A 12810-nucleotide genomic window follows, 5' to 3' on the forward strand; every position below is an offset into this window, starting at 1 on the left:
TCGCCAACCAGGCTCACCTGGAAGCGACGAGAGAGGCGCCGTGAGACCTCATGCTGTGGGGCGTGCTCCCTAGTAATACGACCCGCCGCCATAGAAGCCGTAGATGTTGCCCACCTTGACATTGGTACCCGGACTGGGCGCATGGACCATCTGGCCGCCGCCTACGTAGATGCCCACGTGGGCACCACCATTCGTGAAGACGAGGTCACCATAGCTCAGCTGGTCCTGGGAGGACTTCCATCCGCCGGATGCCTTAACGGAGGCAATCATGGAGTAGGTGTCACGACCGCGTGCGTAGCCATAGCTATAGCAGACAAGCCCGGAGCAATCAAAAGAGCTGGGGCCTGTGGCACCCCATACATAGGGCTTGCCGACCTGGGCAAGGGCGGTAGAAACGCCTCCGCCAACCGGCGCGGTTGATCCGGAGGAGCCTGAACCCGAGGAGCTTCCCCCGCCGCTTGTATTGCTATTCGTGTTGGAGTTCGTATTTGTGGTGCCTGAATTCGAACTCGTGCCAGTACTCGTAGCAGTCTGCGTCGTAGTGGAACCCCCCGTGCCCGCCGCGCCGCCCGTGGCGGTGAGCGCGGCGTTGTTGGTGTCGACGGCGGCGACCGCGGCAGCCACGTTGGAGCTCGCCTCGGCGGCGAGCTGGGCCTGGACCTCGGCGTCAAGCGAGTCGTAGAGGCTCGTGGCCTCGGCGACACGGGACTGGTACTCACTGACCTGCGTCTGCATGGCGTCGACCTGCGCCTGCTGAGAGGCCTGCTGGTCCTCGAGCTCCCCCATCTCCTGCTCGAGCTGGTCCTCGATCTGGCGGACGTCGGCGATGTTGGAGGCCTGCTGCTCGGAGACCTTGTCAAGGTAGTAGATGCGGCTCACGAGGTCCTCGGGGCTCGTGGAGCCCAGGACGAAGTCGAGCGTGGTTTGCGAGCCGGACTTGTAGGAGCTGCGCATGTTGCCGCCCAGCTCCGCCTGCTTGTCCTCGAGCTCCTGCTGGGTCTGCTCGATCTGGGCCTGCTTCTCGGCGATGTCGTAGTCGGTGCTCTCGAGGGTCTCGGTGGCGTCGGAGAGCTGGGACTGGTAGCTCGCGAGCTCAGAACCGAGGGAGTCGAGCTGTGTCGAGGCGCTTGCGAGGTCGGAGGCCGGGTCGGCCAGGGCGACGCCCGCGGGGGCCACGGCGAAGGCTGCGGGACCCGCGAGTGCGACGACAAGGCCCGCGGAGACGATCTTGTGCCTGAAAGTCATAAGCGAGTTCCCTTCGATAGGCATGAGTCCCATTCTAGGCTGCCCTTTGCAGCGCGCCAAGACGTCCATACTATAGTCACGTTACCAAATTCATGGTAACAATGCCAGCGCGCGAAGCAGAGTGCCAGCTGATGTCTAGTCCACTTGGACGAGCGTGAACATCTCCTGGTCGAACTCGCGGGCGACGACCTCGCGCGCATGGAGGAAGGCGAGCTCGAGGATGAACGAGAAGCCCTCGAGCGTGGCCCCGGCCTGCTCAACCAGCTGGGCGCAGGCCACGGCCGTGCCGCCCGTGGCGATGAGGTCGTCCACGACGAGCACACGGTCGTCGTGGACGAGCGCGTCTTTGTGGATCTGCAGCTCGTCGGTCCCGTACTCGAGGGCGTAGGACTGCGAGTAGACCTCGCGGGGCAGCTTCCCGGGCTTGCGCGCCGGCACGAACCCACAGCCGAGCTTGTAGGCCACGGGAACCCCCACCAGAAAGCCGCGCGCCTCGGCACCCACGACCTTGGTCACGCCCCTGTTGGCGAAGTGGCTGGCAATGTGGTCGACCACGGCTGCGAGTGCCTCGGCGTCGTCGAACAGGGGCGTGATGTCCTTGAAGACGACGCCCGGCTCGGGGTAGTCGGGGATGTCGATAATGCGGCTCTCAAAGTCGAAGTCTGGCACGTGCGGTCCCTCTTTCTTTTTTGGCGGGCCCCGGGGCCCGGCGGGCGCTAGTCGTCAGCGTCCTTGAACGGTTCTTTGATGCGACGTGCGATGAGCTCGTCGCGCACGGCGTTGGTGAGGCCGAGCATGCGCGAGAAGGCTTGGTCGAAGCGCTGGCGCGTCTCTTCGGTCCTCTCGAGCTCAACGCCGCCGCCCTTCTTGGCAAAGACGACGAGCGCCTGCTCGAACATGGCGGACTCGCGGTTGGCGGCGATGACGTACTGGCGCAGATTCTTGGGCCCGATGCCAAAGTGGCGCAGCTCGTCGCAGACGCGAACCAGCGGGAAGTCGCGGCCGTCAACGAGGTCGCGGCCGTGCGGCGAGCGCCTGAGCTCAATGACGCCCGCCTCGGAGAGCTGGCGTACGAAGCTCACCGTGGTGCCCACGAGCTCGGGCATGCGGTCGATGGGGTGCAGCCTCTTCGCCACCTCCTCGTCGTCGACGGGCAGCCTGATGGCGCCCGGCTCCTCTCCCGTCGCGCGCGGCTGCCCGGAGTCCGTGTGCTCGAGCTCCTCCTTGATGACGGAAAGGGGCAGGAAGCGGTTCTTCTGCAGGTAGAGAATGGTCTCCAGACGGTGCACGTCCTTCTGGGAGTAGAGCCGGTAGCCACTCGGGGTGCGCGAGGGGTTGAGGAGCCCCTCGTCCTGGAGGTAGCGGACCTTGGAGACCGAGAGGTCGGGGTACTGCGGCTGCAGCTTCTTGACGACCTTCCCGATGGTCAGGTATCCGGCGTCGGGCATGCCGCTTACGCCTCGGTATCGATCCTGCGCGTGCGCGCGTTGGTGTGGAAGACCATGCGGAAGGTTCCGATCTGGATGGTCGAGCCGTCCTTGAGGCTCGCCTTGCTCACGATGGCGCCGTCGACCCAGGTGCCGTTGAGCGAGCCGAGGTCCTCGATGGAGGAGGCGCCGAGCACGAGGTTGGAGAGGTCCATCCGGGCATGGTGGCGCGACACGGTCATGTCGTTGAGGAAGACGCTGTTCTTGGGGTCTCGCCCGAGCGTTATCTCGGCGGCGTCGAGCTCGAAGGTCTCCCCTATCTGAGGTCCCTTGACGATGGTCAGCGTGGGATGCGCGGGACGGGCGCCTCCCATGAGGTCGGGAACGGTGGAATCGGCGGCGGGCATCCGAAAGATCTCGGTCGCGTCGGTATTGGAGTTGGGCATGTCTCTCCCCTCGGGTCGTCTCAACCATCCATAATAGCGCGCCTTAGCGGCAGGCGACACAGTCCATCTCGATAAGCGCCCCGAGTGGCAGCTCGTGGACGCCCACCACGGCCCTTGCCGGGGCGGGCGTGGTGAAGCGACGCGCGTAGACCTCGTTCATGGTATCCATGTCCTCGAGGCTCGCGAGGTAGACCGTCGTCTGAGCGACGTCGGCGAGCGTGCAGCCCACCTCGCCCAAGATCGACTCGATGAGGTCGATCACGCGCTCGGTCTGCGCGGCGATGCCCCCGCCCACGAGCGCGCGGGGGTCGGCGGGCGAGATGGGCAGCTGGCCGGAGGCAAAGACGAGCCGGCCCGCCGTGGTGCCCTGCGAGTACGGACCGAAGGCGTCGGGCACGCCTCGCGCGTTGATGGAATACTTCATGAAGCTCCCCCCTCGGGGCGCGGCCCCGGGTCGGTCGCGCGAACGGGCACCGGCGTCTGGGCTCCGAGGCCTCGGGCGCCCACGAAGTCGTCCTCGTCTCGCAGGAGCCCCCACGAGGCGAGGACGCGGCGCGAGGGGCTCACGCGGTCGGGCGACGAGAGCAGCTCGCCCCAGGGCAGCGCGCGCCGGCTCAGCTCGCACACCGTCTGGAGTCCGGCCGGGGCGACCTCGCCAAAGGACAGGAGGCTCCTCCAGAGCGTGCGGGCAAAGGCCACGGGAACGAGGGCCAGGTAGCAGGCTACCTCGTCAAGCGCGGGCGCCCCAAGGCGGGTGACGAGCGCGGCGATGCGATCGAGCTGCAGGCTCGTCACGTGACCAGGAGCAGGAAGCGCCTGGGGGTCCCTCACGTAGTCCGCGAGCACCGAGCGCGCGGCGGCCCCGACGAGCAGGAGCGGCACGAGCATGTCGGTCGCGTCCTCGATGGTGATATTCGCGTAGGGGGTAAACCCGTCCTGCTCGACGCCATGGAGAAAGCCGAGCCAGGAGTCGAGGACGTCACCGTGCGGCGAGGGGTCCAGCAAGACGTACTCCTCGTCGCCGCAGCGCGCGGCGAGCGGCACCGACACCAGGGACCCGTCCCCGGTGAGCGCGGCCTCGAAGTCGGCCTCGCCGACCGCGAGGCGCCTGCCCGCGAGGGCCGCGCGCGCGAAGTCGGGAGCGGAGGGGCCGTGCGCCAGAAGGTAGGCGCAGCCCGTCAGGTCGGCCAGGAGCGCCCCCTCGCGCGCGTGCGCGGGGCCCTTCTCGGCATCGTATGACAGGACCCGTCGGGGACCCGCCTCCTCGGACGTGGAGAAGCGCGCATGGAGAAGCGCGTGCTCGTCGTAGAGGACGCCCATGCGGGGCTTGTCACTCGTCATGCGTCCTCCCCTGCTTGGGGCACCCGGCGCGAACGATGGCCACGCCCTTGCGCGTGTAGTCGACGGCGGCGATGGTGGAGCAGATGACACCGGCGTAGACGAAGTAGATGCCCATGGCGCTGGCCTGCGCATTGAGGCCGGGAAGCCAGCTCGCCCCGACGAGGGAGAGGCCGCTGACCGCGGGCCAGCCGAGCAGGAGGTCGCAGAAGCCGAACATGAGCAGCGCGGTGGCGGTCTTGCCCACGTAGATCACGTCGACGGGGCGCCTGCGATAGCGCTGCAGGACGAGGCCGCCGCAGCCGAGGTAGGCGTCGCGACCGATGACGAAGGCGGGCACCCAGACGGGCAGCTCGCCTACGATCAGCAGCCCGATGACGCCCGTGAAGAGCAGCACGCGGTCCATGATCGGGTCCATGATCTTGCCGAGCCAGCTCACCGTCTGAGTGCGGCGGGCTATCTGGCCGTCCAGGAAGTCGGTGACGGCGGCCACCACGTAGCAGACCAGGGCCGCTCGGCGATGCTGGCCCGTGGAGAAGAGCACGAGAAAGGCTATGGTGAGCCCGAGGCGACAGAACGTGATCACGTTGGCGAGCGTGAGAATCCGGGTGGAGGGGTTGCCGGAGGAGCCTACCGGGGCGCTCGGCCTGCCGGTCCGTTGACGCTCCTCGGCGTCGGCGTCGGCAATGCCGCGAATCTCTGATGTGATGCGCTCGGTTCTCTCTGACACGGTCCGCCTCTCGATGTAGGTGCTCTCTCGTGCTGCCCTCGTCCAAGTCATCCATGGTAGCGCACATGAATCGGGTCTACGAGCCCCCTTGAGGACCCTTCGCACAACCTCTAGCATGCGGACGTGTCCGCATGCGGCCGAGGGAGGTCAGCTTCTTCTATGGGCGGGCACCCACCGCTCGTCGCGAAGACGATACGCGAGCGGCGCTCGGGGTACACTGTGCGGAACCGCGCGCAGGCATCTGCGCGCGCGACCAACCTGATATGAGGAGGAAGCATGGCTGACGAGGAAACCCCCATCGTCGACGACTACGACGAGAACCTCGACGAGGTCGAGTCACCCGAGTTCATCACCCTCGACTACGAGGACGGGACCTCCGAGCGCTGCGAGGTCCTGGGCATCTTCGAGTGCGGGGAGCGCGGGTACGTCGCGCTCGTCCCGGCCTCCAACGACGACTCCGTCTACCTCTACGGCTACGACGAGCACGACGACGGGAGCTTCTCGCTCGTCGACATTGACGACGATGACGAGTTTGAGGCCGTCTCCGCGGCCTACGAGAGCCTCATGGAGGACGAGGACTAGATCCTGCGAACATGTACGTGAGCACGAGGGGGCGGGCCGCTGAAAACGGCCCGCCCCCTCTGTCTGGCTCTCCGTCTGCCTACAGGTCCATGGCCAGCTGGTAGCCGTCCCAAATGGCCTGCATGATGTTGTGGACGTGGCGCGAGTCACCGATGTTGTAGACGAGCTGGGAGCCGCCCTCGAGGCTCTCGTAGAGGGCCGTGTCGGAGCGGTACCCCACGGAGACCATGACGGTGTCGGCGGGGAGGTCCTTGTCGCCTGCCGGGGTGTCCACCCTCACGCTCGCATCGTCGACGGCCGCAACCCGAGACCCTTCGTAGACGTGGACGCCGTTGAAGGCGAGCTCGTCTTTGAGCATGTCGTAGTTGGCGAAGCACATGCCCTCGCCGGCGGAGAGGATCTTGTCCTGGGCCTCGACGATTGAGACGTGGTGGCCCTGCTGGGCGAGCCACAGGCCCGTCTCGCAGCCCACCAGCCCGCCGCCCACGACGATGACCTCATGGCCCGCCTCCTGGGTGCCCGCCAGGATGTCATCGGCCAGGCAGACGTGGTTCTTCTCGCCGAGGTCGAGGCGCACGGGCGTGGCCCCGGTGGCCACGATCACGACCTGGGCGCCTGAGGCCTCGACGGATTCCTTGGTGGCCTCCACGCCCATCTTGAGCTCGATGGGCTCGGCCTGCATCTGCCGCTCGTACCAGGCGAGAAGCGCGCGGTCGTCGGCCTTGAAGTCGGGGACGTCACCGAGTCTGATCTCTCCGCCGAGGCTTTCCGAGCGCTCCCAGAGCTCGACCTCGTGCCCACGGATGGCGCACACGCGGGCCGCCTCCATGCCGGCGAGGCCGCCGCCCACCACCAGGACGCGCTTGGGCGTGGCGGTGGGGACTAGGGCGAAGTCGCGCTCGCGGCCGCAGGCGGGGTTCACGGCGCAGGACAGGGGCAGCCCCTCCGCGAGCCGCGCGAGGCATCCCTGCTGGCAGGAGAGACAGGGACGGATGTCCTCGACGTCTCCGGTCTGAACCTTGTTGGGCCAGAAGGCGTCGGCGAGAAGGGGCCGGCCCAGGCCGATGAGATCGCAGTCTCGCCCGAGGCTCTCGCAGGCCATCTGGGGGTCGTCCATGCGACCCGCGAGGATGACGGGGACCGACACGGTCTTTTTCATGAGGCGCCCGAACTCGCGGTACATGCCCGGCTCGAAGTACATGGGCGGGTGGTTCCAGTACCAGGAGTCGTAGGTGCCCGCGTCCACGTTGAACATGTCATAGCCTGCCCGCTCGAGGATGCGCGCCGCCTCGAGGCCCTCCTCGACGTCCTTGCCCTGCTCCTCGAACTCCTCGCCGGGAAGGGCGCCCTGGCGAATCGCCTTGACGAAGCTCTTGAGGCTGTAGCGCAAGGAGACGGGATAGTCCTCGCCGCAGGCCTCCTTGATGCCGCGCACGATGTTGACGGCGGGGCGCAGGCGGTTCTCGAGGCTTCCGCCGTACTCGTCGTCGCGGTGGTTGTAAAGCGCGATGGCGAACTGGTCGAGCAGGTAGCCCTCGTGGACCGCGTGGATCTCGACGCCGTCGAATCCGGCGTGGCGGGCGCTCGCCGCGCAGGCGATCATGTCGTGCTCGAGCTTGTGGATCTCGTCGACGCTCATGGCCCTCTGGTGCAGGCTGGGGTCCCAGCGGTTCTCCTGGTCGGAGGGTGCGTAGAGCTTCTTGGCCATGGGCGGCATCACGGCGCGCCCGAAGCCGGCGGAGATCTGCAGGAACATGACCGCGCCGAACGCGTGGATGCGCTCGTTCATGGGACGCGTGGTCTTGGCGAACCAGACCGGGTCATAGGACGCGCACGGGACGGAGAAGTCGTGCATCTCGTCGTAGTTGGCCAAGGTGACGCCGCTCATGACCAGCCCCGTGCCGCCACGGGCGCGCTCGACGTAGTAGTCCTGCGCCTCCTGGGTGAAGCCGCCGCGGGGGTCGGACATGCACACCATGCCGAGCGGCGCCAGCGAGATGCGGTTCTTGACCCTGAGCTTGTTGATGGTGATGGGCTGAAAGAGCTTCTGGTAGGGATTCTTCATGCTGACCTCTCCAATCGGCACGTGAGCCTCTGCGGCCGGCCACATTCGCGTGTCCGGCCGCGATCTATCCCCACTCTATGCATCCGCGAGAAACCTTGGAGAAGTGATGGACGAGCGGTAGGGTGCCGCCATGCGAGCGGTGCCCTACCGCGCCTCGCCTACTTCGTGGCGTGAAGCACGCGCGCCCGCCTGATCGAGCCGAGCGCGCGGAGCTCGCCGATGACGTCCTCGTCCACGCTGCCGGTGACCTCGAGCAGCGTGTAGGCGTTGGGGCCCCGGCTCACGTTGCTCATGTTCTCGATGTTGAGGCCGCGCGCGGCCACTGCGTGCGTAACCTCGCCGATGACGCCCTGGGAGTTCTCGTGGAACAGGGCGACCCTCTCGCCGGTCTCGAGCGGGCCCAGGTCGACCCGGCCGTAGTTCACCGAGTTCACGATGTTGCCGTTCTCGAGGTAATCACGCAGCTCGGTCGCGGCCATGACGGCGCAGTTGTCCTCCGCCTCGCCCGTGGAGGCACCCAGGTGCGGCAGGACGAGGGCGTTCTTCATGTTGGCGCTTGCGGGGTTGGCGAAGTCGCTGACGTAGCGGGCCACGCGACCGTCGCCGAGGGCCTCGGCGAGCGCCTGCTCGTCCACGAGCGCGTCGCGCGCGAAGTTGAGCAGCACGGCGCCCGGCTTCATCAGGGCGATCTGGTCGGCACCGAGCATGCCTCGCGTGACGTTCGTCACCGGTACGTGGATCGTCACGAAGTCGCTCTTGGAGAGGAGGGCGTCCAGGTTCGTGACATGCTCGATTCTGCGGTCGAGGCCCCAGGCGCTGTCGAGCGAGAGGAATGGGTCGTAGCCCATGACCTCGGCGCCCAGGTCGATGACCGCGTTGGCCACGGCCGCGCCGATTGCGCCGAGTCCGATGACACCCACGGTCTTGCCCGCGAGCTCGCGGCCTCCGAACTGCTTCTTGGCCTTCTCGGCGCGCTTGGACACCTCGGGGTCGTCGGCGTTCTCCTGGACCCAGACCGCCCCGCCAAGAATGTCACGGCAGGACAGGAGCATGCCGCAGATGACGAGCTCCTTGACGGCGTTGGCGTTGGCGCCGGGCGTGTTGAAGACCACGATGCCGCGCGCGGCGCAGGCGTCGAGCGGGATGTTGTTGACGCCGGCGCCGGCCCGCGCGATGGCGAGGAGCCCCTCGGGGAGCGCGAGCTCGTGGAGGTTGGCGCTGCGCACCACCCAGGCGTCCGCCTGGTCGGCCTCGTCGACGAAGGAGTATCCCGCCCCGAGGCGCTCGGTGCCCACGCGGGCGATGTTGTTCATGCAGTGAATACGATACATGGCTCTCCCCTAGCGCGCGTCACGTGCGTGGCGCGCCTCGAAGTCCTTCATGAAGCTAACGAGCGCCTCGACACCCTCGCGCGGCATGGCATTGTAGAGCGAGGCACGCATGCCGCCCACGCTGCGGTGTCCCTTGAGGTTCACGAGGCCCTGGGCGGCGGCCTGGCTGACGAACGCGGCGTCGAGCGCGCTGTCCCCGGTCACGAACGGCACGTTCATGAGCGAGCGGTCGCGCGGGTTCACCGGCGACGAGAAGAGCGCGGAGGCGTCGAGGAAGTCGTAGAGCACGCCTGCCTTCTCGGCGTTGGCCTCCTCCAGGGCCACGAGCCCGCCACGCTCGCGAATCCACTTGAAGACGAGGCCGCAGACGTAGATGCCCCAGCAGTTGGGCGTGTTGTAGAGCGAGCCGGCGTCGGCCTGGGTCTTGAAGCGGAGCATCGTGGGGACGCCCGGCAGGTCGTCGGGGACGAGGTCCTCGCGCACGATCACGATCTGGACGCCGGCGGGGCCCACGTTCTTCTGTGCGCCGGCATGGATGAGGCCGTAGCGGGTGACGTCGACGGGCTTGGAGAGAAACATCGAGCTCTGGTCGGCCACGAGGGGGTGCCCCTTCGTGTCGGGCAGCTCGGGGTAGGTCGTGCCGTAGATCGTGTTGTTCTCGCAGATGTAGACGAAGCTCGCGTCATCGCGGACGGGGAGATCGGAGCAGTCGGGGATGTAGGTGAAGTTCTTGTCTGCGGAGCTGGCGAGCACCTTGGGGTCGCCCAGGATCTGCGCCTCGGCGTAGGCCTTCTTGGACCAGTTGCCCGTGAGGACGTAGTCTGCCTTGCCGTTGGTCGCCAGGTTCATGAAGAGGGACGCGAAGATCAGCGAGTCCCCGCCCTGCAGGAAGAGGACCTTGTAGCTATCGGGGATGTCCATGAGGTCGCGCAGGTCAGCTTCGGCAGACTCGATGATGTCCTTGAAGGCGGACGATCGGTGACTCATCTCCATGACGCTCATGCCGCACCCGGCATAGTCGAGCATCTCGTCTGCGGCCTTCTCGAGGACCTCCTCGGGAAGTACGGCAGGACCGGCGGAGAAGTTGTACACACGTGCCATGTCGCCCTCCAATGCATCGTAACGGAACGATTTCCGTTCGAACTATCATAGGTCGGAGGGAGCTCTGAATATGTCAGGACTGTTTCGATTGAGAAAGCTCTTTATGACGTTGCTGGTTAGACGCCGCGTCCGTGGCGTTCCTGATACCCTGAGCAGGACGCAGACGCTACTTCGGGGGGCGCAGGACCAATGATGACCAAGACCGAGATGCTCGACCTCCTCCATCAAGACGTGACCCCGGCCCTGGGGTGCACCGAGCCCGTGAGCGTGGCCATGGCCTGCGCGGACGCGGCGCGTGCCGCGGGTGGGATTGTCAGCCGAATAGAAGTCGAGGTGGGTCCCAACATCTACAAGAACGGCATGTCCGTGGGAATCGCCGGCTTCGACCGCGTGGGACTGGAATACGCGGCCGCGCTGGGCGCGCTCATAGCCGATCCTGGCCTAGGCCTGCAAATCATGGGAGCCATCACACCAGACAGGGCCGATGCGGCGCGAGGGTGTGTCGATGCGGGACGCGTCGCCATAAGAGTCGCCGACGAAGAGGAGGGCCTTTACGTCCGTGCCAAGGTTACGACCTCTACCGGCGAGGGAGAGAGCCTCATCCGTGGCTCGCACACCAACATCGTGCTGACCCAGGCCAACGGGACGATACTTCATCAAAAAGGGGGTGGCCGCGAGGCAGCAAATGCTGCCCAGGACCCTCTCGTCGAGAGGCTCAAGGAGATGAGCGTCTCTCAGATCAGAGCGCTGGCATCTTCGGCCAGCGAGGATGAGCTTGCCTTCATGATCGACGGCGTTGAGATGAACGAGGAGCTTGCCGCCTACGGCGTCGAGAGAGATCCAGGAATCGGCATCGCGGGCGCGCTCCAGAGCGACCTGCGGGAGCAATTGCTCGGAGACGGCCTCATGGCCCAGATCACGCTGCAGGTGGCCGCCGCGACCGAGGCGCGGCTGGAGGGCTGCCCTCGGGCGACGATGAGCAGCGCGGGAAGCGGGAGCAAGGGCATTGCGGTCACCCTGCCCGTGGCGCAGGTCGCTCGCGCCCTGGGCTCCGATCGCGAGACAACTGTGCGGGCCCTGGCCTTCGCCCACCTGATGAACGAGTACATAAACGCTCGCATCGGGAAGCTCTCTGCGATCTGCGCCTGCGCCACGGCCTCCTCGACCGCGGCGAGCGCCGCTATAACCTGGCTTCTGGGCGGAACGGACGAGCAGATCGGGTGGGCGATTCGCAACATGACCGGTACCATCACCGGCATGATCTGCGACGGTGGCAAGGTCGGTTGTGCTCTCAAGCTGAGCGCGGCGACGTCGGCGGCCCTCACGAGCGCGCTCCTTGCCGTGAACGGCGTGAGCCTGCGCGCGACGGACGGAGTCTGCGCCGAGACACCCGAGGACTGCATCCGCAACATCGCACGCATTAGCAGCCCCGGCATGAGCGAGACCGACCACGAGATTCTGTCGATCATGCGCGAGAAGGCGGGCGTTTAGCGGCGATGAGTATGCTCATCCACCACATGGGTGTCTTGAGATAGGCATAGGTGCCGTGCGCGAACTTTAGAAGTGAGCGACAAAGAGTCTCGGACGGTCTCGCCATACCGCCTGATTTAGCGAGTCGCCGCGAGAGTTTTCATCTCTCGCGGCGACTCGCTCAACTACTGCAACTTGAAGTTGTTGACCATCTCGTACCACTCGGCGATGCCGGAGTGGTCGTCCTTCGCGTGGCCGTTGACCTTGAGGGACTGCATGACCTCCATGGCAAGCGACGTGAACGGCGCGCTCACGTTGACGCCGTGAGAGGTGTCGAGGGCATTCTGGAGGTCCTTGATGTGGAGCTCGATGCGAAAGCCCGGGGTGAAGTCTCCCTTGAAGATCTTCTCGGACTTCTGGTCCATGACCGTAGAGCCCGCGAGGCCGCTGCGAATGGCCTGATAGACGTTCTCGGGGTCCACGCCGGCCTTCTTGGCGAGCGAGTAGGCCTCGGAGATGGCCGCGATGTTGATGGCGACGATCATCTGGTTGGCGAGCTTGGTGATGTTGCCCGCGCCCACGCCCCCCACGAGGGTGACGGTGGAGGACATCGTCTTGAGAAGCTCCTCGTACTTGGCAAAGACCTCCGGCTTGCCACCCACCATGACGGCGATGGTGCCGTCGATGGCCTTGGGCTCGCCACCGGAAACAGGAGCGTCGAGAAAGTCGACGCCGAGCTTCTCGAGACGCTCGGCGAAGTCGCGGCTGGCGAGGGGCGCGATGGAGCTCATGTCGATGACGGCCTTGCCGGCACTGAGGCCCTCCGCCACACCGCCCTCGTCAAACAGAGCACCCTCGACGTTGGGTGAGTTCTGGAGCATGGTGATGATGACGTCCGCGCGCTCGGCGACCTCCTTGCCGCTGCTGCAGGTAACTCCGCCCGCGGCGATGAGCTCCTCGGCGCGCTCCATGTGGTAATCGTAGGCGTAGACCGTGTTGCCGGCCTTCTGGACGTTCAGGGACATGGGCTTGCCCATGATGCCAAGACCGATGAAACCAACGTTCATGCTGTCTC

General features: G+C 66.3%; 13 protein-coding genes. 2 read left to right on the plus strand and 11 right to left on the minus strand.

Features of this window, described 5'->3' with window-relative positions; all coding sequences use genetic code 11:
• Nucleotides 1-69: 69 nt before the first annotated feature.
• The 7 genes from INP52_RS04760 to INP52_RS04790 all read right to left on the minus strand — a co-directional run bounded on the left by INP52_RS04760 (nt 70) and on the right by INP52_RS04790 (nt 5186).
• A complete protein-coding gene (locus tag INP52_RS04760) occupies nt 70-1245 on the minus strand; it encodes a C40 family peptidase (protein ID WP_194372798.1) in 1176 nt (391 codons plus the stop codon).
• 135 nt (nt 1246-1380) lie between these two features.
• Nucleotides 1381-1914, minus strand: a complete 534-nt coding sequence (locus INP52_RS04765; protein WP_194372799.1) for an adenine phosphoribosyltransferase — start codon at nt 1912-1914, stop codon at nt 1381-1383.
• Nucleotides 1915-1961: 47 nt separating this feature from the next.
• Entirely contained in the window at nt 1962-2693 is a 732-nt protein-coding gene (gene ftsR, locus INP52_RS04770) for a transcriptional regulator FtsR (protein WP_194372800.1), read from the minus strand.
• A gap of 5 nt (nt 2694-2698) precedes the next feature.
• Nucleotides 2699-3118, minus strand: coding sequence for an FHA domain-containing protein (locus INP52_RS04775; RefSeq protein ID WP_194372801.1), 420 nt, complete (start codon nt 3116-3118; stop codon nt 2699-2701).
• Between the two features lie 43 nt (nt 3119-3161).
• Nucleotides 3162-3542 (minus strand): Rid family detoxifying hydrolase, encoded by a 381-nt coding sequence (locus tag INP52_RS04780; RefSeq protein ID WP_194369511.1) that lies wholly within the window; start codon nt 3540-3542, stop codon nt 3162-3164.
• Nucleotides 3539-4459, minus strand: coding sequence for an aminomethyl transferase family protein (locus INP52_RS04785; RefSeq protein ID WP_194369513.1), 921 nt, complete (start codon nt 4457-4459; stop codon nt 3539-3541). Before INP52_RS04785 ends, INP52_RS04780 begins: the two co-directional genes overlap by 4 nt.
• Nucleotides 4449-5186: a CDP-alcohol phosphatidyltransferase family protein gene (locus INP52_RS04790; RefSeq protein WP_228478250.1), complete on the minus strand. Its 738-nt coding sequence runs from the start codon at nt 5184-5186 to the stop codon at nt 4449-4451. The genes INP52_RS04785 and INP52_RS04790 overlap by 11 nt, the downstream gene beginning before the upstream one ends.
• A gap of 276 nt (nt 5187-5462) precedes the next feature.
• On the opposite strand from INP52_RS04790, the gene INP52_RS04795 reads away from it, so the two are divergent.
• Entirely contained in the window at nt 5463-5768 is a 306-nt protein-coding gene (locus INP52_RS04795) for a DUF1292 domain-containing protein (RefSeq protein WP_194369516.1), read from the plus strand.
• 79 nt (nt 5769-5847) lie between these two features.
• Here the strand turns inward: INP52_RS04795 and INP52_RS04800 are convergent, their stop codons facing one another.
• From INP52_RS04800 to serC, 3 genes are all read right to left on the minus strand, one after another.
• Nucleotides 5848-7833: an oxidoreductase gene (locus INP52_RS04800; protein ID WP_194369518.1), complete on the minus strand. Its 1986-nt coding sequence runs from the start codon at nt 7831-7833 to the stop codon at nt 5848-5850.
• A gap of 158 nt (nt 7834-7991) precedes the next feature.
• Nucleotides 7992-9164 carry a 3-phosphoglycerate dehydrogenase family protein gene (locus INP52_RS04805; protein ID WP_194369520.1) on the minus strand — a complete coding sequence of 391 codons (1173 nt, stop codon included), beginning with the start codon at nt 9162-9164 and terminating at the stop codon, nt 7992-7994.
• Between the two features lie 9 nt (nt 9165-9173).
• Entirely contained in the window at nt 9174-10265 is a 1092-nt protein-coding gene (gene serC / locus INP52_RS04810; protein WP_194369522.1) for a 3-phosphoserine/phosphohydroxythreonine transaminase, read from the minus strand.
• A gap of 192 nt (nt 10266-10457) precedes the next feature.
• Between serC and INP52_RS04815 the strand changes: the two genes are divergently transcribed.
• Entirely contained in the window at nt 10458-11756 is a 1299-nt protein-coding gene (locus tag INP52_RS04815; protein WP_228478251.1) for an L-cysteine desulfidase family protein, read from the plus strand.
• A gap of 164 nt (nt 11757-11920) precedes the next feature.
• On the opposite strand, the gene garR is transcribed toward INP52_RS04815, so the two are convergent.
• On the minus strand, nt 11921-12802 hold the full coding sequence (gene garR, locus INP52_RS04820) for a 2-hydroxy-3-oxopropionate reductase (RefSeq protein ID WP_194369526.1): 882 nt from the start codon (nt 12800-12802) through the stop codon (nt 11921-11923).
• Between the last annotated feature and the right edge of the window lie 8 nt (nt 12803-12810).

The sequence above is a fragment of the Thermophilibacter immobilis genome (assembly GCF_015277515.1).
GTDB lineage: Bacteria > Actinomycetota > Coriobacteriia > Coriobacteriales > Atopobiaceae > Thermophilibacter > Thermophilibacter immobilis.